A 19,338-nucleotide genomic window follows, 5' to 3' on the forward strand; every position below is an offset into this window, starting at 1 on the left:
TCAGGTAGACATTGACTTCCACACCTCGCGTTCATAGCTATCAGCTAAACATGAAGGCAAGTATGCGTTGGTCGTGAATTTCGAAAATTCCAACTGGGCAAGTGCAATTGCAAGCGGAACAAGGCAGATGACAGATATTACCGTTTCTGAATCCGCAGCCAAGCGGATCGCAAAAATTATCGGTTCTGAACCGGGCAAGACTGCGCTTCGCGTTTCGGTCGAAGGCGGCGGCTGCTCCGGCTTCTCGTACAAATATGATCTTGTAGATGATCAATCCGACGATGACATCGTTATTGAAAAGCTTGGTGCCAAGGTGCTCATCGATTCCATTTCCGTGCCTTACATGGATGGATCGGAAATCGACTTTGTTGATGATCTGATGGGACAATCGTTTCAGATCCGCAATCCGAATGCCACCGCATCCTGCGGCTGCGGAACAAGCTTTGCGATCTGATCAGGTCTATAACTTGAAAAGGGAAACCGGCCGCTCTGTGCAGCCGGTTTTTCTTTATCAGGCTTTGACGGATGAAACTGTCGCATCGATGTGATCGACCAGCGCATCCGGCAGACCAAGGCGCCCGGCAAGCATGTCCAGATATCCCCGTTCTGCACGGCTATCGGGATCAATGGTCAAGCGGGAAGCGGTGTAAAGCTCGACCTTCTGTTCTTCGGTCTGCGCGGCTGCAACCAGCGCATCAATATCGACTGGTTGGGCAAGTTCTTTCTCAAAGAAAGCTTCCGCTTCATTGTCGAGCCCAGAAATCTGCACCTTTTCCATAATGCGGACACGCTCTGCATCATTGATATGACCGTCAGCCTTTGCGGCTGCAATCATCGCCTGAATGAGTGTGAGTGCAAAACTATTGCTCATTGTGGGAGATTGCGGATGAAACGGAGAATCGGCTGGCGGTGGCGGAAGTAATTCCGGTTCTTTTGCCACTGGTTGCCCGGCTGCCTGCGGCTGCTGACCTGACTTATAATTTTTGTAAGCGAGATAGCCAAGACCGGCGATCGCTGCAATGCCGCCAGCAGTCGCTACATTACCGGCAAGCTTGCGCCCGGTTTTTGTGCCCAAAATTGCCGCGGCAATCGCCCCCGTAGCCAATGGGTTTTTCTTTGCGAGATCAGTGACCTGCCCTGCCTTGTCACGAACACTTCCTGACGTACCCGGTATTTGCGACCCCAGAAATTGGTCAAGAAGCTTTTTGGCGTCGAACATTCAAATCTCCTGTTTAGCTACGGTTTTATGGAGATAGGAACGCGAAAGCAGCAATACAAATGGCATTTGAATAATTATCGAGCCAAGGCGAAATTCTGTGATGGAGAGGGAGCAGCGCTTGCCCTCGCCGTCTCTTGCGCCTAATCATTTGATCATGAAAATCGCGACATGGAACATTAACGGCGTCAAAGCGCGCATCGAAAACCTCCAGCATTGGCTGAAGGAATCATCACCTGACATTGCCTGTCTTCAGGAGATCAAGTCGGTGGACGATCTGTTTCCCCGACTGGAGATTGAAGCGCTTGGCTATCATGTCGAGACGCATGGCCAGAAAGGCTTTAATGGCGTTGCCATTCTTTCCAAAAAATCACCTGACGAGGTCAATCGCGGCCTTCCCGGCGATGAAAGCGACGAACAGGCCCGCTTTATCGAAGCCGTCTTTTCGACTGATAAAGGCGTTCTTCGTGTCGTTTCGCTGTATCTACCCAACGGCAATCCGATCGATACGGAAAAATTTTCCTATAAGCTTTCATGGATGGAGCGCCTCGAAAACTGGGCGAAGAGCAGGCTTGAGCTGGAAGAGCCGCTGATTCTTGCAGGCGACTATAACGTGATCCCTGAACCCTATGACGCCCAAAACCCGCAACAATGGTTAGGCGACGCGCTGTTTCAGCCGCAATCACGCCAGGCTTTGCGCAGACTTGAAAATCTGGGCTTTACTGAAGCCGTGCGTGCGGCAACCGATGATGTGGGGCTCTATACATTCTGGGACTATCAGGCTGGTGCATGGCAGAAAAACAACGGCATTCGCATCGATCATCTGATGCTGTCGCCAGAAGCGGCGAACCATTTCGTTGCAACTGACATCGAAAAACATGTCCGCGCGTGGGAAAAGCCGTCAGATCATGTTCCGGTCACGGTTACATTAGCACTCTGATCATGAGGCCGATTTAAATTTATCAGAAATCGCCCTTGGCCGTCATATTGCTGGACAACGCAATTGCATTGCGACGATCCGCTTCACCAGCGATCGAGAAAGCCTGCTCCTGCATATCGCGAATCCACGAGCAATCTTCTGACGAACAGCGCTCAAAGGCAGCCGTCAGCAGGGCAAGGCCACGAACGGTCTTGCCAGCCTGAAACAGCATATTGCCAAGCATTGCCTGCGCACTTGCATTGCCCTTCTTGGCTGCAAGCTGGAACCAGCGGGCGGCCTGCATTGGGTTGGGTTCTCCACCCTCACCATCAAGAAGCATCTTGCCCAGTTCATACTGCGCAGCCGGATCACCGAAATTCGATGCAGCCTGCACATAGAGATTACGTGCAAACTTGGGGTTGGCATTGACTGGAGAACCTGGAATGCCGCGCTTCACATAGCCTGCAAGCGCAACAAGCGCATCCGCGACATAGGGTTCGTTCTCCGAACCCGGCTCCGCGCCATCACGGACGATTTTTTCGAAAATCTGATACGCTTCATAGTCGTTTTCAGCCACGCCGTCGCCATCGGCATACATCCGCGCAAGCTTCCATTTCGCGCCCTGATGGCCGCGTTCAGCAGCATAACGCAGCGCTTTGATAGCTTCGTCCTTGTGACCGCTCTTATAAGCAGAGAAACCGAACTTGAAGAGTTCGAACGGACTCCGCGACTTTTCAGAGTCATCGTTCAGGTCAAAAGCCAGTGCGCTGTTACAGGCAATCGCCAGTCCAAGTGCCGCGGCAATAAGGGGATATGAAAAACTGCGAATACGCATCACAACGCGGGTCTTTCACAATGGTTGGACGTGGAAAACATAAGTGACAAATTGCACTGTCTTTTCGTCAACAGTGCGACCTGATCTTGACCGAAAAAAGCTCGAACTTTACCAAAAAAACGATAGGAAGACCGTGCAGTCTTTTCGCTGCCCGAAAACGGATCGTTGTTAAACAATGCGTCTTTCCTCATTTCTTCCTGTCCTGATGAAACCAAAGCTTTCCGAAGTCGTTATTCACTTTCGCCTTTCCTTAGCGGTGACGCGCCTTTGTGGCGGGAAATGGGCAGAAAGCACCTTCCTGCTTTCTAACCTAAAGCAATGGTAAAGACTGTTGCTGAATCAACACAAACGGACTCTTCTCATCCCCAATAAATTGCGATGTTTTGTTTGAGCAAATTTAGATCGATTTCGCCCGGCGCTGGACTTGGGTTATGATCCCGCACGAGACGGGGGGCATCAAAAATGACCGGCAAATGGCGCAGCTACAGGCGACCCTACCAGCGAAGGAAGCCAGTGAGAGGGCGCGCTATACGCAGTATCCTCTTAACTTTGCTCATCTTTTTTACGCTTATTGCAATCATTGTATATCTTCCGGCCAACCGTCAGCCACAGGAATCGCTCTCGGGCAGCGTCTATGTGATTGATGGCGATACACTCGTTCTCAATAAGGCTCATATTCGCCTTCTGGGCATCGATGCACCGGAGATGGAGCAAAGCTGTCAGATTGCTGGTCATGACTACCTTTGCGGCAGAGACGCCCGTAATGCGCTGCGCACAAAAACCGATGGAGCAGCGATTCGGTGCGAGAAACATGGCTTCGATAAATTTGGGCGTACTCTTGGCCGATGCTATCGCGGTGAGGCCAATCTCAACCAGTGGATGGTGGAACAAGGCTGGGCTATTTCTTATGGCGACTACAGAACTGAAGAAGCCGAAGCCCGGCGCCACAAACGCGGAATATGGGCTGGTCGTTTTGAAATGCCTGATCAATGGCGCAAGGCGCATCAAAAGCCACATGCGGGAGCGGAAACCAGCCATGATGTGCCAGCGTTTGATGGAACACGCGGATTGATTGACTATATAAGGAAGATCATCTTCCGCTTTTTAAACATCTGATCCAGGGGAGTAGAATGGTCTGCATGGACCAGTTGCAACAACTCAGCCATTCCATAAAAAACTGCCGGATTTGCCGCGACACGCCTCTGTTTCTGCCGCCTTTGCCACACGAGCCCAATCCGGTCTGCATCATCTCGGATACCGCGCGCATTGCGATCTGCGGGCAGGCTCCGGGCATTCGCGTGCATAACACGTCCCTGCCCTTCAATGATCCGTCCGGTGATCGCCTGCGTCAATGGCTGGGCACAACGCGCGAGGAGTTTTATGATCCTGCGCTTTTTGCAATCGTGCCTATGGGCTTCTGTTTTCCCGGCTATGACAAGCATGGCGGCGATCTTCCGCCGCGTCGCGAATGTCGGCAGACGTGGCATGATCGCGTTTTTGCTGCGATGCCGCAGCTCGAATTCATTCTCGTTGTCGGACAATACGCGCTTGCCTATCATTTGCCTGAATGGAGAAAAACCAGCCTGACCGAAACCGTGGAGAACTGGCGCAACTTTATGGAAACGCCAAATGCTGCCGGGCGCACCGTGCTTCCACTGCCACATCCTTCATGGCGCAACAGCGGCTGGCTCAAGCGCAATCCATGGTTTGATACCGATGTCGTACCAGTACTTCAGCAAAAAATACGCAAACTCATTCATCCCGGAAAATAATTTTTATAACCCGCATTCTCAATAGAATATCTTTCCTGTAAGTTTAGACAAATACAATCGATAAGGTAATTAGTTTTACCTACACGGACAGTTCGGGAAACAATTTCTAATACCGGGACAAAAAACGCATGGACAGGCTAGACAGAAAAATACTGCGCTTATTGCAGGAAGACGCAACACTGGCAGTCGCTGATGTCGCAAAGAAGGTTGGCCTATCCACGACTCCTTGCTGGCGCCGTATTCAAAAACTTGAGGAAGATGGTGTTATCAAACGCCGCGTCGCCATTCTTGACCCGATACGGGTCAATACGCGGGTCACCGTGTTTGTTTCCGTTCGCACCAGCTCGCACAGCAATGAATGGCTCAAGCGCTTCTCGGAAGTGGTTCAGGAGTTTCCGGAGGTCATCGAGTTCTATCGCATGAGCGGTGATGTCGATTATCTGCTGCGTGTGGCAGTGCCGGATATTGCGGCCTATGACGCTTTCTACAAACGGCTGATCAGCAAGATCGAAATTCGCGATGTGTCTTCGTCTTTTGCAATGGAGCAGATCAAGTACACAACCGAATTGCCGCTTGATTACATGCTTCTGGATAAAGAGAGCAATTAAGCGATTGAAAATCAAACAAAAAGCAACGGTGCTGCATGCCAAGCACCGTTGCTTTTTTGTATTATTTACCAGCGGTAACGCCTGCCTGTTCAAACGTTGCCATGCCGCTATGGCAAAGCGCTGCGGCCTTTACAATGCCGGCTGCCAATGCGGCACCTGTGCCCTCTCCCAACCTCATGCCAAGATCGAGCAGCGGCTTTTTGCCCATTTTTTCGAGAAGCAGGCGGTGGCCCGGCTCTGCCGATACGTGGCCGAAAAGGCAATGATCCAAGGCAACAGGGTTGGCCGCATAAAGGACTGCTGCAGCAGCACTTGCCACAAAACCATCGACGATGACAGGAATTTTCTCCATGCGCGCCGCAAGAATTGCACCGGCCATAGCCGCAAGTTCACGGCCACCCAGACGGCGCAGGACTTCCAGCGGATCTTTTATATGGGCCTCGTGCAGTGCGACCGCTTTACGCACGGCGGCAAGCTTGCGCTCAAGAAGCTCGCCTGTTGATCCTGTGCCCGGACCAACCCAGTCTTCAGCTTCGCCACCAAACAACGCCAGCGCAATGGCTGCGGCAATGGTCGTGTTTCCGATTCCCATTTCGCCGATGCACAGAAGATCGGTGCCGCCCGCAATGCCTTCCATACCGAACGCCATGGTGGCCGCGCAGGTGCGCTCGTCCATGGCTGCCTCTTCAGTGATGTCAGCAGTGGGATGTTCCAGCGCAAGATCGAAAACCTTAAGGCCCAGATCATAAGCAATGCATATCTGATTGATTGCAGCGCCACCGGCGGCGAAATTCTCAACCATCTGCGCGGTCACGCTTGATGGAAAAGGCGTGATATTCTTTTCCGTCACACCATGATTGCCTGCAAAAACAGCAACCAGCGGCCGGTTGATTTGCGGCGTTGACTTGCCGGTCCATGCTGCAAGCCATGCGACGATCTCTTCAAGCTGTCCGAGCGAGCCTGCTGGCTTGGTCAATGTCACTTCTCGCGCACGTACAGCCGCTTCCGCATCAAGATCAGGTCCCGGAAGATTGCGGATAAGTTCTCGGAAATCGTCAAAAGGAAGGCCACTGGCGCTCATATCGTCTGGTCCAATCAATCAATGGAGGATGCAATATCGTCGTGCTCGTCCTATAAGCACTTACGCAATTTTTCAAATCACCTCTTTGCGCCATGCCTCAATGGCTGCAATTATTCCTTTCGGGAGCAAGCAGTTGCACAAGAAAAGCTTGTTAAGCGACACAATTCGGTCTCTCGGGTTTCTGAGCCGCTTGCCGCTGCCCGATGGCTGGTTTGAAGATGGAAGCGATTCGCTAAAAACAAGTGCGCGCGCTTTTCCACTTGCCGGTGCTGTTCTTGGAGTTCTGGCTGGCATAGGGCTGCTCATATCCGATTATCTCACCCTGCCATCAATTGTTTCGGGTTTTATCGCAGTCGGTATACTCGCCACCATGACCGGCGCACTGCATGAAGATGGTCTCGGAGACACTGCCGACGGATTTTTTGTCGCATCCACGCCAGAGCGGCGCTTGGCAATTATGAAAGATTCCCGCATTGGCACGTTTGCAGCACTTGCTCTCATTATCTCAACGGGTATCAAGGTCGCGCTGCTGGCTGCAATCATCGATCGCGCGGGTGCGTGTTCTGCGGCGCTGGCCTTAATTGGTGCGGAAGCTGCAAGTCGTGCTGCAATGCTCACACTTTGGCACGGCCTTCCCTCTGCCCGTCCCGGAGGCCTTGCCGACAATCTGGGGCGACCAAACTGGGAAACACTTGTCTGCGCCTGCTTGATTGGTCTGGTATTATTATTGGTGACTGTCGTTGCTTCCGTCGGCGTTTCCGGCTTTATCAAAGCACTGGTTATCAGCGGTGTGGTGCTTTTTGGCTTTGCAAGACTCTGCGTTGCCAGGATTGGCGGACAAACCGGCGATACGCTGGGCGCAGCACAGCAGATATGTGTGCTCACCATATTGCTTGGCCTTGTTATCTCGCTTTGATGAAACCACATTGATCCCATGAGTGCAGAAGCGATCGAATCTCCATGTGTGCTCGTCTGCGTGATAGACAGCGAAAGCGGTTTGTGCCTCGGTTGCGCACGCGCCCTTGATGAAATTGCCGGTTGGTCCGCTATGAAGCAGGACGAACGAAAGGCGATCATGGCGCTGTTACCGGCACGGCATGAAAAACTGGAAAAGAAAGAAGACTGATGGGGCGTTTGTTCTGGATCGTGATTGCAGCCATTGCAGTTGTTATTCTGCTGCTGATGGCAAACAATGATAGCGGCACAACGCTCGGCCTTGCCAATGATGCATTTGGTCAGGCTGCCTATATGGGTATTTGGGGCGTCGTGCTTGCGGCAGGCATATTGGGCTCCGGTATCAAACTCAGCGATTTCGCGCGCAATATGGCCGTTTGGGCCGTCATCATTCTTGCTCTGGTTGCCGCCTATCAATATCGCTACGAGCTTCAGGATGTCGGAAGCCGCATCACCGCCGGGCTTATTCCCGGCAGCCCGATTTCAGGGCGCGCGGCCGATGGCTCGCTCACAGTCACGCTCGCAAAATCGTCCAACGGTCATTTTGAGGTGAATGGTCGCGTCAATGATGCGCGTGTGCATTTCCTCGTCGATACCGGCGCATCGTCCGTCGTGCTTTCAAAACAAGACGCCGAGCGCGCGGGCATAGACACCTCATCGCTTTCCTATAACGTACCGATTAATACGGCCAATGGCAGAGCGACAGCCGCCAGCATAACCATTGCGACATTGCAGATTGGCGATATTGAGCGGCACAATATTCGCGCCATGGTCACGCAGGAAGGCCTGATGACCGGCAGCTTGCTCGGTATGAACTTCCTTCAAACACTGGGCGGATTCAGCGTTCGCGGCGATCAGTTGATCATGATGGATTAAGTCAGGCCGCTTCCGCACTGGCTTCCATGACGGAGGCATAGGCCTGACGCAGCACATCACTGTTTGCACCGGGCTTGGACGCGTCCGTTGACAATATCTGGCGCCAACGGCGTGCACCAGGTTGCCCCATAAACAGGCCGACCATGTGGCGGCTGATATGGGAAAGCCTGCCGCCATCCGCAATATGCCTGTCGATATAGGCGCACATTGCTTCGATGATTTCAGCCATATCGGTTGGCTTTTCGTCATCGCCATACATGAGATGATCAACATCAGCGAGAATGGCCGGATTGTGATAGGCGGCACGTCCGAGCATAATGCCATCGACATGATCACGATGCTCAACGGCCTCCTGCAGAGAGCCGACCCCCCCATTGATACCAATGAAGGACGTAGCAAGGCGTTGCTTCAAACGATAGACGCGATCATAATCAAGCGGTGGAATATCGCGGTTTTCCTTCGGTGACAAACCTTTCAACCAGGCTTTGCGCGCATGAACCCAGAGCGCGTCAGCACCAGCTTCAAGAGCCTGGTCGGCCAATGCATCAAGGGCTTCTTCCGGGTCCTGATCATCGACCCCGATCCGGCATTTAACAGTCACCGGCACGGAAACGGCTTCTTTCATGGCCGCGACGCAGCGCGCAACCACATCCGGTGTTTGCATGAGACAGGCGCCAAAAGTTCCTGATTGAACGCGATCAGACGGGCAACCGACATTCAGATTGATTTCATCATAGCCAAAGCCCGCACCAATCCGTGCTGCTTCCTGCAACTTGACCGGATCGGAGCCGCCAAGCTGGAGCGCAATCGGGTGCTCCGTGTTATCAAAACCCATAAGACGCTCGCGCGGTCCATGAATGGCCGCATCGGCCACAACCATCTCAGTATAGAGCAGCGCGCGCTTTGAAAACAGCCGATGAAAATAACGACAATGCCTGTCGGACCAGTCGAGCATAGGTGCTACGGAGAACCGGTGATCAGGATAATTGTGATTTTTATTTTTAATATCAGTCATTTAAACAATAATCCTGAGAATGCGATTCATGCAAGCTTGCTGGCTTCATATAAAATGCCCCGCTTCAAGTGGCGCAAAAAGCCACAAATGCTGCCAATGATCAAGTTGCCGGGGCGGCCATCTTATCCGAAAAGCGTTTCACACTTTTAGGGATGCGCTCTAAGATCATCATACACGATTCTGACCATGAAAGTTCGAGGCCCCGTTTTGACCGACCTGTCCCCCTTCAATAAAACCTTCGATGCTTTTCTGTTTGATATGGATGGTACTGTTCTAAGTTCAATAGCGGCAACAGAACGCGTCTGGGGACAATGGGCTATCCGCCATGGCATTGATCCGGTCACTTTTGTTCCAACCATTCATGGTGTTCGTGCGGTCGATACGGTGCGCAGGCTTGGTTTGCCGAATCTTGATCCCGATACAGAAGCCAAAATTCTGCTTGATGCCGAAATGGCTGATCTCGATGGGATTGTCGCCATTGAAGGTGCGCTGGATTTTGTTAACTCGCTTCCCGAAGACCGCTGGGCAATTGTGACATCCGCACCGATCGAGCTTGCACGTCGTCGCCTTCAAGCTGCCGGATTGCCGATGCCCAAGACAATTGTGTCTGCGGAAGACGTCGAACGGGGGAAACCAAGCCCGGAATGTTTCCAGCTTGGTGCAAAGCGCCTTGGTTTTGACCCGCATAATTGTCTGGTCTTCGAGGATGCGCCCGCCGGTATTGTTGCAGGCGAAACGGCAGGGGCAAGCGTTGTGGTGGTGACAGCAACACATCCGCATTCACCAAAGACGTCACATAGAAGCATCAACAGCTATCACGAGTTGAAGCTTTCGGTAGACGGCGATACCGGCCTTCTCTCTCTTGCTGATGCTGCTGCTTAATATTAAAAACGGCGCGCGTTAAATCACGCGCCGTCCTTCACGCCAGACGGTGCGGATAATCGGCACATGTTCGGCAATCTGCACACGAACCAGATCGCCACGCTTGCCAATCGCGATTTCTCCGCGATCATCAAGACCTGCGGCCTTTGCCGGATTGGCTGAGACAAGTTTAATCGCCTGCGGCAGGGTGATTTCATCCATCACCTCAGCCATAAAAAATGCCGCCTGCATCATGCTTGCCGGAATGTAATCTGACGAAATAATGTCAAGATGCCCTGCTTTCGCAAGTTCACGGGCCGAAACATTGCCAGAATGCGAGCCACCACGCACGACATTGGGCGCGCCCATCAGAACCGACATCCCCGCCTCTTTCGAGGCTTGCGCAGCCATATGCGTGGTCGGAAATTCTGCAACGCGAATGCCCTGTGTCTTTGCTTCCATAACATGATCCACTGTTGCATCATCATGGCTGGCAAGAACAATTCCACGTGCATTACAAGCACTCGCAATGGCCGTTCGGTTTGATACCGAATGCTGTTGTGACTGCCCCATACGCTTTTCGCAATAGCGGATAAATTCTTCTTCCGAGACCCTAAGCTTGCTCATATAGTAAAGCTTATAGGTCTCTAAATCCGTAAACTGGCGCTGTCCCGGCGCGTGATCCATCAATGACACCAGTCTGACCAGCGGATGCTCACCAAACCGTTCAAAAGCGCTACGGCAATCAGGAGCCGAAACCTCACAACGCAAATGCAGAAAATGGTCTGCGCGCAGCCGTCCTGCCTCGCGCCCTTCGGCGATGGCTGATGATAGCTTGCGCATATCATCAATACCGGTCTGCGCTTCTTCATCAAAGCCAATACGAAGAGCGTCAAAAACCGTGGTAATACCCGACGCCGCAATCTGCGCATCATGGGCCTGAACGGCCGCAATCGGATTCCAGCGCACTTTCGGACGCGGCGCATAATGCCCTTCAAGATGGTCGGTGTGTAATTCCACCAACCCCGGCGTCAGATAATCTCCCTCCATGTCTTTACCAGACACAGACGAGCCAGACGCAACATCAGCAATGATTCCATCAACGATTTTCACCGTGCCGCGGATAACCTCATCCGGCAGCACGATGCTTGCATTTTTCAGAATTAATTCCGTCGTCATCCCTTAAGGCCTCCCCACAGCCCGCGAGGACCGTTTGGGAATCTTATTACCACCGGTCATCGGATGTAGCGAATGAATCTCAAAAGGTGCACCTTTTTCCGTTTCAACAAACAAAGCAAGATTGGCAACCTCCACCGCATCGTCCAGAACAGGTGCGAAAAAATCATCAAGCACGCGCTCGACATGTGGGCGCTGTTTTTCTTCCACCGATCCGGTGAGCGTCATATGAAAACGAAACTCATCGAAAACATATGGGTACCCCCAGCGATCAAGATTTTGACGCTGCGCTTCGCTCAAGCGCTCGGGACGGCGCTTTGCAATTTCGGAATCACGCAGAGGCGCACGAAAACGGTCAAACGAGACAACAACATCATTGGCAAGCTGATTAAGCTCCGCAACCGGCTCTCCCGGCACCAGCGCAAAGAATGGACCTATACCCTGTACTCGCAGGCGTGGAATCATGAATGGCCGGCTCGACGATGCAAAATACATCAGGGCCGAAAGCAAATCGCTTTCATTATAAGCTGTATCCAGCCTGAACGGTGCCTTGAGCGTTGCGTGAAAGCCATAACGGCGCGGCTCTTCGGTCAACGCGGCGATATCTTCGGCTGCGAGTGTGCGAATCGCCGGAACCTTAACCGCCTCTCCACTAAATGCGCTGCGCCCCAGCCAGTTTGCCGCGACTTTCAGAAGCGCATCACCCGACGGCGGCGTAAAATAGATTGCGTAACGCATCGTGATTCCTCTTTTGCCGGGATCGTTACACGCCGAATGTGGCAAGTCGATAAAGGAAGATCACATCAATATTTTACATCCTGACAAATTCGTATAGGCGTATTCCCGGATAAAATTAGGAGATGACTATGGGTGGTTTTGCGTCGATCGGTGAGTGCATGATCGAGCTTTCAGGCAATGGTGACGATCAATGGCGCATGGGATATGCGGGTGATACGCTCAATACGGCCTGGTATGCGCGCGCACTCACGGATCAGGCCTTTCCTGTAGATTATGTTACTGCGTTTGGCGAAGACGAGTTCTCAAAAAAGCAGCGCGACTTTCTCACCTCCAATGGCATTGGTATTGCCCACAGCCCTGTCATCAAGGGCGTTCATCCGGGTCTTTACGCAATTACCCTGAACGGTGCCGAACGCTCCTTCACCTATTGGCGCAGTGACGCCGCAGCAAAGCGCCTCGCAAGCGATGAGAATGCGCTGAGATTAAGCCTCGCCAATCGTGATATGATCTATTTTTCCGGTATTTCGGTTGGCATTGTGTTTCCTGAGCACCGCGAAACATTGTTCGATATTTTGCGCGAGTGCCGTGCAAATGGCGCGCTTATCGCTTTTGATCCCAATTTCCGTCATCAGCTTTGGCCAGACCGCGAAGCCGCCAAAAAGATTATCAGCGCGGCGATGCAGATCGCCGATATTGCGCTGCCGACCTTTCCGGATGAGCAGGCGTTGTTTGGCGACGAAACTGCGCAAGCCTGTGCAGATCGGCTTATCGGCCTGGGTGTGAAGGAAATCGTTGTGAAAGACGGCACCGAGCCTGCGCTTATTATCGCTGACGGCAAACAGGCCCTTGTGCCTGCCGTCAAGGCCAATGCAGTTGATACGACAGGGGCCGGCGACAGTTTTAACGGCGGCTATCTTGCCGCCCGTCTTGAGGGCCTGTCACCCGTTGAGGCTGCGCGAAAAGCCCATGCGGTTGCTGCCCGTGTTGTTGAAATTCGCGGCGCACTCGCTCCAATGGAAGCAGCGCGCGCCGCGTATCTTAGCGAAATCAGTCACGCGTAAATGTGAAATGGCTCATCTGGGCGTATACCTCGCCCGGATGCAGGATCGACTGCGGCACATAAGAATATTCCAGCGAGCCAGGCCACAGCTGTGGCTCAAGGCAGAAGCCCGCATGTTTGCCGTAGGGCTTACCTGTCAGGCCAATGCAGTCATTGGCCATCGTATTGCCCGCATAGAACTGAACACCAGGTTCTGTGGTCGCAATATCAAGACGGATGCCAGAACGCGCGCCCTTGACGGAAGCGCAAGGGCGCAACGGTCCGCGCGCAGCTGTTAAGCAGAAATTGTTGTCATATTCGAGTTGCTTGCCGTTTTCATTAAACCGAATCGGACGAAATGCCCGGAAATCATAGGGCGTGTCTTTGACCGGCAGAATGCGGCCATCCGGTATCAGCGCTTCATCAACGGGCATATAGGCCTCGGCTTCGATCTTAAGCTGATGATCAAGAATATCACCCTCGCCACCATCATCGAGATTGAAATAACTGTGATGGAGAAGGCTACAGGGTGTTGGCTGGTCAGTGACGGCTTCAAGGCGGACAATCAGCGTGCCGTGTGCATTGAGCATATAAGTGCAACTTACCTTCAGATTGCCCGGAAAACCCATCTCACCATCGGCTGCGATCGTTGCAAGCGTCACGAAATCTGAGCCAGAGCCTGTAACCTTCCAGACCCGGTTGCCAAGACCATGACTTCCGCCGTGGAGATTATGAATGCCCTGAAAATTCGGCTCGACATCGTAGCCTTTACCATCAATCTCAAAATGAGCATTGCGAATGCGATTGGAAAAGCGACCCGCAATTGCGCCCAGATGCGGCGAATGTGCAGGATAATCGGCAAAGTCACGATAGCCTATAACCAACGGCGCATCGTGCCCTTCCATGCGCAGGTCCTGAATGGCTGCGCCCCATGTGATAATCTTTGCCTCAAGCGGACCATTGGCAATGGTCATCCGATAAACCGCCTGCCCGTCGGGTGCATATCCAAAAATTTCCGATGTCACTGTGCTCGCCCATTTTGATGTGTTTTCGAAAGCTGCATCAAATCCGCATCGTGAAGATGACGCAAGAGGGAACACCGCTCATTAAAACCGCCCAGCAAGACCCGGAAAACATAAGTTAATATTATTTTGTCAAATTTCAGCGTAATATAAATATATAACAAGTATTGATTTAATATTATCAACTAAATTAGGGGTTTTAGCGATGAAAGAAAATTTCAAAAATATTATGCCCTATATTTTCAGTGAAGAAGGCGGATATGCAGATGATCCCCGCGATCCCGGCGGGGCGACCAACATGGGAATTACCATAGCAACACTGTCTGCATGGAAGGGGCACCCTGTTTCTAAACTGGATGTTGAGAAACTTTCTCCGGCAGAAGCAACAAAAATCTATCAACAGCAATTCTGGAACAAGGTTGACGGCGACAAGCTGCCATCGGGGGTCGACTATGCCGTGTTTGATTTTGCGGTGAACTCCGGTCCGGGGCGGGCTGCAAAAACACTGCAAGGAATCGTCAATCAACCAGAAGATGCTGTAATCGGCGCACAAACCATTGCAGCAGTTTCCAATTATCCTCCAGAAGTCATTATCAATGCACTCTGCGATGCACGCGCAGCGTGGCTCAAGGGACTTTCCACGGCTGCAACCTTTGGCAATGGCTGGCTGGCGCGGGTGGAGCGGGTGCGCTCACGCGCGCTTGCATTGGCCGCAACGCCCCCTGCCACCGAACCCGCCCAGCCAAATGCTGACCCGCTACCGAAAGCCCGTCAAAGCGATACAGCCATCAGTACCGCGCTCAAACATCCAGAAGCGCTCGGCACTTTGGGCAGCGCAATATCAGGCCTTGCGGCAATCGCATCCGGCAATGGACCGGTGCAATATGCGCTCGCAATCATCATGCTTGCATGCACCGCCATTGGCCTTTGGTACTTCATCAAGCGGATCAGGAATGAACCCTGAACAAGCCCCTTCCGAAGGACATTTCAATTTTTTGTAATGGGCTTTATGTTGCGCTTGGCGCATTGTGCACCTTATATGCGCAATCAAAGTCCAGCGAAATGCCGGTGATCGTGGAACTATTATGACTTTCCCTATCATCGGAAAAACGCTAGATACGCGCAGATACTCAGACGCATGCCTGTTGTGGCATCGCCAAGAATAAAGGAATCGAAACTTGTCCTCTACTTTTGACAAAGTCGCCGACATCATTGCCGAAACAAGCGAAATCGACCGTGACACCATCACGCCCGATAGCCATACCATTGATGATCTTGGCATCGACAGCCTCGACTTCCTCGACATCGTATTCGCTATCGACAAAGAATTCGGCATCAAGATTCCGCTTGAACAGTGGACGCAGGAAGTTAACGAAGGTAAGGCTCCGACCGAAGAATACTTCGTTCTGAAAAACCTCTGCGCCAAGATTGACGAGCTGGTTGCAGCCAAGAAGGGCTGAACAGCCACGCAAGCTGACGGTATTAGAGCGCCTTCGATCTGATAAAATCAGATTGGCGCTCTAACTTATTTTTAACGCGCATCTTATCCGAAAACCGTTTCACACTTTTCGGGATGCGTTAAAAAGGGTGAACATCCCTGTTCGCCCTGATTCCGTTTCAGGATCAAGCGCAGCATTTACGGGCAGGCCGAACCATGCAAAGCAATAAAGTCGTCATTACCGGTATTGGCATCATCTCCTCGCTCGGCGAAGGGCTGGATGCGCATTGGAACGCTTTTTCAACGTCAGGTTCTCAACCGCGCCTCGAAAAGCAAGCCTTTGCGCCCTATACAGTTCATCCGCTTGGTGAAGTCGATTGGGGGTTACAGATACCCAAGCGTGGCGACCAGCGCCAGATGGAAACATGGCAGCGGCTCGGCACCTATGCGGCAGGCCTTGCGCTCGAAGATGCCGGTATCAAGGACAACGAAACCCTTTGCGCCAGCATGGACATGATCGTGGGAGCCGGTGGTGGTGAACGCGACATTACTGTCGATATGCAAATTCTCGAAGAAGGACGCATCAGCAATAATCGCGGCGAGATGCTCAACGAGAAGCTCTCGACAGAGTTGCGCCCTACCCTGTTTCTTGCCCAGCTTTCCAACCTGCTGGCGGGCAATATCTCCATCGTTCACAAAGTCACCGGTTCTTCGCGCACCTTCATGGGCGAGGAAGGTTCGGGTATTTCGGCTATTGAAACAGCGGCTGCCCGCATTCGTTCAGGACAGAGCACGCATGCGTTGGTCGGCGGCTCTTATAATGCTGAACATTTCGATATGATTCTCGGCCACGAGCTTGGCGGTTTGCTCAAGCATGATGGTTGGGCACCGCTCTGGGAGCGTGAAGGTTCAGCCGGTGGCGGCATGATTTCCGGTTCTGGCGGCGTGTTTCTGGTGCTCGAAAGCGCTGAACACGCGCAAAAGCGCGGTGCACGTGCCTATGCCGAGATTGCAAGCATTGAAAGCGAGCAAATCCGCCGCGATACTGCTGATCTTACAAACGCAATTCGCGATCTTGTGATTGCGGCCAATGGCGGCAAAGAGCCTCAATATGTGGTTTCGGGTGCTTCCGGCGCGCATGCTGCAACAACTGGTGAAAAGGCAGCACTTGAAGGCATCAATGCCGCCTATCGCGGGATTGCCGGTCTGACCGGTCATTTGCGTGAAGCACAGTTTCCGCTGGCGCTGGCGCTTGGAGCGATTTCTGTCTGGAAAGGTGAGGCTTTCACACCATCAAGCGCGGCTGAAAAAGCCATTGATGGAACAATCAGTGAAGCCATTGTCACCACCATCGGTGCAACACGCGCTGAAGGTGCCGCAAAGCTGGTGAGAGCATAAGATGACCAAATATACAGACCATCTCGGCCGCCCCATTGTTGCCATCACGGGTGCAGGCGTTGTTTCTTCGCTCGGACAGGGCAAGGAAGACAACTGGGCCTCTCTTACCGGTGGACGCTCGGGCATTCATGAAATCAGCCGTTTTCCGACAGAAAGCCTGAAAACGCGCTTTTCCGGCACGGTGGATTTTCTTCCTGAAAGCAATATTGGCTCGTCCGCGCTGTCTGAGGCGCTGGCGCGTCTTGCCGGTGAAGAAGCCCTCGCCCAGTCAGGTCTTTCAGTTACCAATTTTGGCGGCCCGCTTTTCCTTGCAGCCCCTCCCGTTGAGCTCGACTGGAAAAGCCGCTTTGCACTGGATGCCAGCATCAAGGATGAAGGCCCGGCAAGCTATCAGCTTCTACTGGAAGCCTGCCGTCGTACACGTCAGGATGAGCTCTTCAATACAACACAGTTCGGCTATATAGCAGAACGCCTGTCGGAAGCTTTTGGCACACGCGGTCTGCCGGTAACACTCTCGACCGCCTGCGCTTCAGGTGCAACCGCAATTCAGCTCGGCGTTGAGGCCATTCGTCGTGGCGAAAGTGACCGTGTTCTTTCGATTGGCACAGATGGTTCGGTATCGGCTGAATCGCTCATTCGCTTTTCGCTGCTCTCGGCATTGTCCACACAGAACGACAAGCCGGAAAAGGCATCCAAGCCTTTCTCCAAAGACCGTGATGGTTTTGCCATGGCCGAAGGCTCTGGTGCGCTGGTCATGGAATCGCTTGAAAGCGCGCTTGCGCGTGGCGCGAAGGTGCTTGGCATTCTTGCCGGTTGTGGCGAAAAGGCTGATGATTTCCACCGCACCCGCTCAAAGCCGGACGCTTCACCTGCAATTGGTACAGTTCGTGCCGCACTTAGTGATGCAGGCCTTACCGAAGATCAGCTTTCCTATGTCAATGCACATGGCACTTCCACACCTGAGAACGACAAGATGGAATATCTTGCGCTTTCAACTGTGTTTGGCGACCGGCTCTCTTCGATCCCTGTTTCATCGAACAAGTCGATGATCGGCCACACGCTGACCGCTGCCGGTGCGATTGAAGCGGTATTCTCATTGCTGACAATTCAGACAGGCACCTTGCCTCCAACCATCAATTACGACAACCCAGATCCGGCAATTCCGCTGGATGTGGTGCCAAATGTGAAGCGCGACGCACAGGTTTCTACCGTGCTTTCCAACTCATTTGGCTTTGGCGGACAGAATACTAGCCTTGTATTGACAGCAAATCCGAATTAATCGGGTCCAAAGTTATGTATTCTCGGTAATCCCGGTCAGCAGATCGCTTTCCGGGATTATGTCTTGAAAAGGATAAATTCATGCGCGCCTTGCAGCTTCTCGACGATCGTCGTCTTGAAATGACCGATATTGCTCCGCCACCTGCCCCCGGCAATGGTGAAGTGACAGTCCGTATCAAGGCCGTCGCACTCAACCATATTGACGTATGGGGCTGGCGCGGCATGGCATTTGCCAAGCGCAAGATGCCTCTGGTGATCGGTGCGGAAGCTTCCGGCGTCGTCGATGCAATCGGCCCCGGCGTATCCAATGTTCTGCCGGGTCAGCTTGTTTCGATCTATGGTGCGCGCACCTGTGGTCTTTGCAAGGCCTGCCGCGAAGGTCGCGACAATCTTTGTGAACATGTGGGCGGCGTTCATGGCTTCCATCTTGATGGCTTTGCCTGTGAAGCTGTCAATCTGCCAGCACGTTTGCTGGTTGCGGCGCCTCCCGGCGTTGATGCCATTGGTGCGGCTGTTGCTCCTGTTACCTTTGGTACGGTCGAGCATATGCTGTTTGACAATGCGAAGCTCCAGCCGGGTGAAACCGTTCTGGTTCAGGCCGGTGGTTCCGGTATCGGTACGGCTGCCATTCAGCTTGCCAAGAAGATGGGCTGCACGGTCATTACCACCGTTGGCTCGGACGACAAGATCGAGAAGGCCAAGGCACTCGGTGCCGATCATGTCATCAATTATCGCGTGGATCGCTTTGAAGGTGTTGTGCGCAAGCTCACCAAGAAAAAGGGCGTTGATGTTGTGTTCGAACATGTCGGTGCAGACACATGGGCAGGCTCAATGCTTTGCATGAAGCGCGGCGCACGTCTCGTCACCTGTGGTTCGACCTCTGGCGTTTCAACCAACATGAACCTGATGCAGCTTTTCCAGCAGCAGCTTAAAATCCTCGGCTCATTTGGCTGCCGCATGGAAAACATGGCTGATGCGATGCAGAAAATGGCGCAGGGCGTTGTTCATCCGGTCATCGACACCATTGTCGGCTTTGATGACATTGGCACCGCTCTGAAGCGCATGGAAGGCCGTGACGTGTTTGGCAAGATCGTGTTGCAGATCGACTAAGC

The 19,338-nt window shown here is 52.8% G+C and carries 22 protein-coding genes; 15 read left to right on the forward strand and 7 right to left on the reverse strand.

Annotated features, from left to right (window positions below):
- Positions 1 to 127 precede the first annotated feature (127 nt).
- A complete protein-coding gene (gene erpA / locus ABE527_RS13695; protein WP_007874671.1) occupies positions 128 to 454 on the forward strand; it encodes an iron-sulfur cluster insertion protein ErpA in 327 nt (108 codons plus the stop codon).
- 57 nt (positions 455 to 511) lie between these two features.
- On the opposite strand, the gene ABE527_RS13700 is transcribed toward erpA, so the two are convergent.
- Positions 512 to 1,219 (reverse strand): tellurite resistance TerB family protein, encoded by a 708-nt coding sequence (locus ABE527_RS13700; RefSeq protein WP_499697227.1) that lies wholly within the window; start codon positions 1,217 to 1,219, stop codon positions 512 to 514.
- Between the two features lie 154 nt (positions 1,220 to 1,373).
- On the opposite strand from ABE527_RS13700, the gene xth reads away from it, so the two are divergent.
- Positions 1,374 to 2,156 (forward strand): exodeoxyribonuclease III, encoded by a 783-nt coding sequence (gene xth, locus ABE527_RS13705; protein WP_499694241.1) that lies wholly within the window; start codon positions 1,374 to 1,376, stop codon positions 2,154 to 2,156.
- A 22-nt stretch (positions 2,157 to 2,178) separates the two neighbouring features.
- Here xth and ABE527_RS13710 read toward each other — a convergent pair whose 3' ends face one another.
- Complete coding sequence (locus ABE527_RS13710) at positions 2,179 to 2,970, reverse strand: tetratricopeptide repeat protein (protein WP_265983616.1); 792 nt, start codon at positions 2,968 to 2,970, stop codon at positions 2,179 to 2,181.
- A gap of 462 nt (positions 2,971 to 3,432) precedes the next feature.
- Here ABE527_RS13710 and ABE527_RS13715 point away from each other — a divergent pair, with 462 nt between their 5' ends.
- The 3 genes from ABE527_RS13715 (at position 3,433) to ABE527_RS13725 (ending at position 5,350) form a co-directional block, all read left to right on the forward strand.
- Positions 3,433 to 4,086, forward strand: coding sequence for a thermonuclease family protein (locus ABE527_RS13715; RefSeq protein WP_499697228.1), 654 nt, complete (start codon positions 3,433 to 3,435; stop codon positions 4,084 to 4,086).
- Between the two features lie 23 nt (positions 4,087 to 4,109).
- Positions 4,110 to 4,742 (forward strand): uracil-DNA glycosylase family protein, encoded by a 633-nt coding sequence (locus ABE527_RS13720; protein WP_499694242.1) that lies wholly within the window; start codon positions 4,110 to 4,112, stop codon positions 4,740 to 4,742.
- Positions 4,743 to 4,870: 128 nt separating this feature from the next.
- A complete protein-coding gene (locus ABE527_RS13725) occupies positions 4,871 to 5,350 on the forward strand; it encodes an Lrp/AsnC family transcriptional regulator (protein ID WP_265983613.1) in 480 nt (159 codons plus the stop codon).
- Between the two features lie 61 nt (positions 5,351 to 5,411).
- On the opposite strand, the gene cobT is transcribed toward ABE527_RS13725, so the two are convergent.
- Positions 5,412 to 6,431 (reverse strand): nicotinate-nucleotide--dimethylbenzimidazole phosphoribosyltransferase, encoded by a 1,020-nt coding sequence (cobT, locus tag ABE527_RS13730; protein WP_265983612.1) that lies wholly within the window; start codon positions 6,429 to 6,431, stop codon positions 5,412 to 5,414.
- Between the two features lie 100 nt (positions 6,432 to 6,531).
- Here cobT and ABE527_RS13735 point away from each other — a divergent pair, with 100 nt between their 5' ends.
- From ABE527_RS13735 to ABE527_RS13745, 3 genes are read left to right on the forward strand one after another with little or no spacing between them, the layout of a single operon-like run.
- Positions 6,532 to 7,347 carry an adenosylcobinamide-GDP ribazoletransferase gene (locus ABE527_RS13735; RefSeq protein WP_499697229.1) on the forward strand — a complete coding sequence of 272 codons (816 nt, stop codon included), beginning with the start codon at positions 6,532 to 6,534 and terminating at the stop codon, positions 7,345 to 7,347.
- An 18-nt stretch (positions 7,348 to 7,365) separates the two neighbouring features.
- Positions 7,366 to 7,557, forward strand: a complete 192-nt coding sequence (locus tag ABE527_RS13740) for a DUF1289 domain-containing protein (RefSeq protein WP_499697230.1) — start codon at positions 7,366 to 7,368, stop codon at positions 7,555 to 7,557.
- Positions 7,557 to 8,261, forward strand: a complete 705-nt coding sequence (locus tag ABE527_RS13745; protein ID WP_265983609.1) for a TIGR02281 family clan AA aspartic protease — start codon at positions 7,557 to 7,559, stop codon at positions 8,259 to 8,261. Before ABE527_RS13740 ends, ABE527_RS13745 begins: the two co-directional genes overlap by 1 nt.
- 1 nt (position 8,262) lies before the next feature.
- Here the strand turns inward: ABE527_RS13745 and dusA are convergent, their stop codons facing one another.
- Positions 8,263 to 9,276 carry a tRNA dihydrouridine(20/20a) synthase DusA gene (gene dusA, locus ABE527_RS13750; RefSeq protein ID WP_499697231.1) on the reverse strand — a complete coding sequence of 338 codons (1,014 nt, stop codon included), beginning with the start codon at positions 9,274 to 9,276 and terminating at the stop codon, positions 8,263 to 8,265.
- Positions 9,277 to 9,483: 207 nt separating this feature from the next.
- On the opposite strand from dusA, the gene ABE527_RS13755 reads away from it, so the two are divergent.
- Positions 9,484 to 10,158 carry an HAD family hydrolase gene (locus ABE527_RS13755; protein ID WP_499697259.1) on the forward strand — a complete coding sequence of 225 codons (675 nt, stop codon included), beginning with the start codon at positions 9,484 to 9,486 and terminating at the stop codon, positions 10,156 to 10,158.
- Between the two features lie 18 nt (positions 10,159 to 10,176).
- On the opposite strand, the gene ABE527_RS13760 is transcribed toward ABE527_RS13755, so the two are convergent.
- Both ABE527_RS13760 and ABE527_RS13765 read right to left on the reverse strand, forming a co-directional pair.
- The gene (locus ABE527_RS13760; RefSeq protein WP_499697232.1) at positions 10,177 to 11,316 is read right to left on the reverse strand and encodes an alpha-D-ribose 1-methylphosphonate 5-triphosphate diphosphatase; all 1,140 of its coding nucleotides are present in this window, start codon (positions 11,314 to 11,316) and stop codon (positions 10,177 to 10,179) included.
- A gap of 3 nt (positions 11,317 to 11,319) precedes the next feature.
- On the reverse strand, positions 11,320 to 12,051 hold the full coding sequence (locus tag ABE527_RS13765; RefSeq protein WP_499697233.1) for a DUF1045 domain-containing protein: 732 nt from the start codon (positions 12,049 to 12,051) through the stop codon (positions 11,320 to 11,322).
- 128 nt (positions 12,052 to 12,179) lie between these two features.
- Between ABE527_RS13765 and ABE527_RS13770 the strand changes: the two genes are divergently transcribed.
- A complete protein-coding gene (locus ABE527_RS13770; protein ID WP_499697234.1) occupies positions 12,180 to 13,112 on the forward strand; it encodes a sugar kinase in 933 nt (310 codons plus the stop codon).
- On the opposite strand, the gene ABE527_RS13775 is transcribed toward ABE527_RS13770, so the two are convergent.
- Positions 13,099 to 14,115 (reverse strand): aldose epimerase family protein, encoded by a 1,017-nt coding sequence (locus tag ABE527_RS13775; protein ID WP_499697235.1) that lies wholly within the window; start codon positions 14,113 to 14,115, stop codon positions 13,099 to 13,101. The two genes, ABE527_RS13770 and ABE527_RS13775, sit on opposite strands and share 14 nt — an antisense overlap.
- A 202-nt stretch (positions 14,116 to 14,317) precedes the next feature.
- Here ABE527_RS13775 and ABE527_RS13780 point away from each other — a divergent pair, with 202 nt between their 5' ends.
- From ABE527_RS13780 to ABE527_RS13800, 5 genes are all read left to right on the forward strand, one after another.
- Positions 14,318 to 15,076 (forward strand): glycoside hydrolase family 108 protein, encoded by a 759-nt coding sequence (locus tag ABE527_RS13780; RefSeq protein ID WP_499694187.1) that lies wholly within the window; start codon positions 14,318 to 14,320, stop codon positions 15,074 to 15,076.
- A 214-nt stretch (positions 15,077 to 15,290) separates the two neighbouring features.
- Positions 15,291 to 15,572 (forward strand): acyl carrier protein, encoded by a 282-nt coding sequence (locus ABE527_RS13785; RefSeq protein ID WP_024897522.1) that lies wholly within the window; start codon positions 15,291 to 15,293, stop codon positions 15,570 to 15,572.
- A 194-nt stretch (positions 15,573 to 15,766) separates the two neighbouring features.
- Positions 15,767 to 16,948 carry a beta-ketoacyl-ACP synthase gene (locus tag ABE527_RS13790; protein ID WP_499697236.1) on the forward strand — a complete coding sequence of 394 codons (1,182 nt, stop codon included), beginning with the start codon at positions 15,767 to 15,769 and terminating at the stop codon, positions 16,946 to 16,948.
- A gap of 1 nt (position 16,949) precedes the next feature.
- Positions 16,950 to 18,227: a beta-ketoacyl-ACP synthase gene (locus tag ABE527_RS13795; RefSeq protein ID WP_265983597.1), complete on the forward strand. Its 1,278-nt coding sequence runs from the start codon at positions 16,950 to 16,952 to the stop codon at positions 18,225 to 18,227.
- An 80-nt stretch (positions 18,228 to 18,307) separates the two neighbouring features.
- A complete protein-coding gene (locus tag ABE527_RS13800; protein ID WP_499697237.1) occupies positions 18,308 to 19,336 on the forward strand; it encodes a zinc-binding dehydrogenase in 1,029 nt (342 codons plus the stop codon).
- Positions 19,337 to 19,338 lie beyond the last annotated feature (2 nt).

Origin of the sequence: Brucella sp. TWI432 (genome assembly GCF_039674445.1) — a bacterium.
Lineage (GTDB): Bacteria > Pseudomonadota > Alphaproteobacteria > Rhizobiales > Rhizobiaceae > Brucella > Brucella chromiisoli.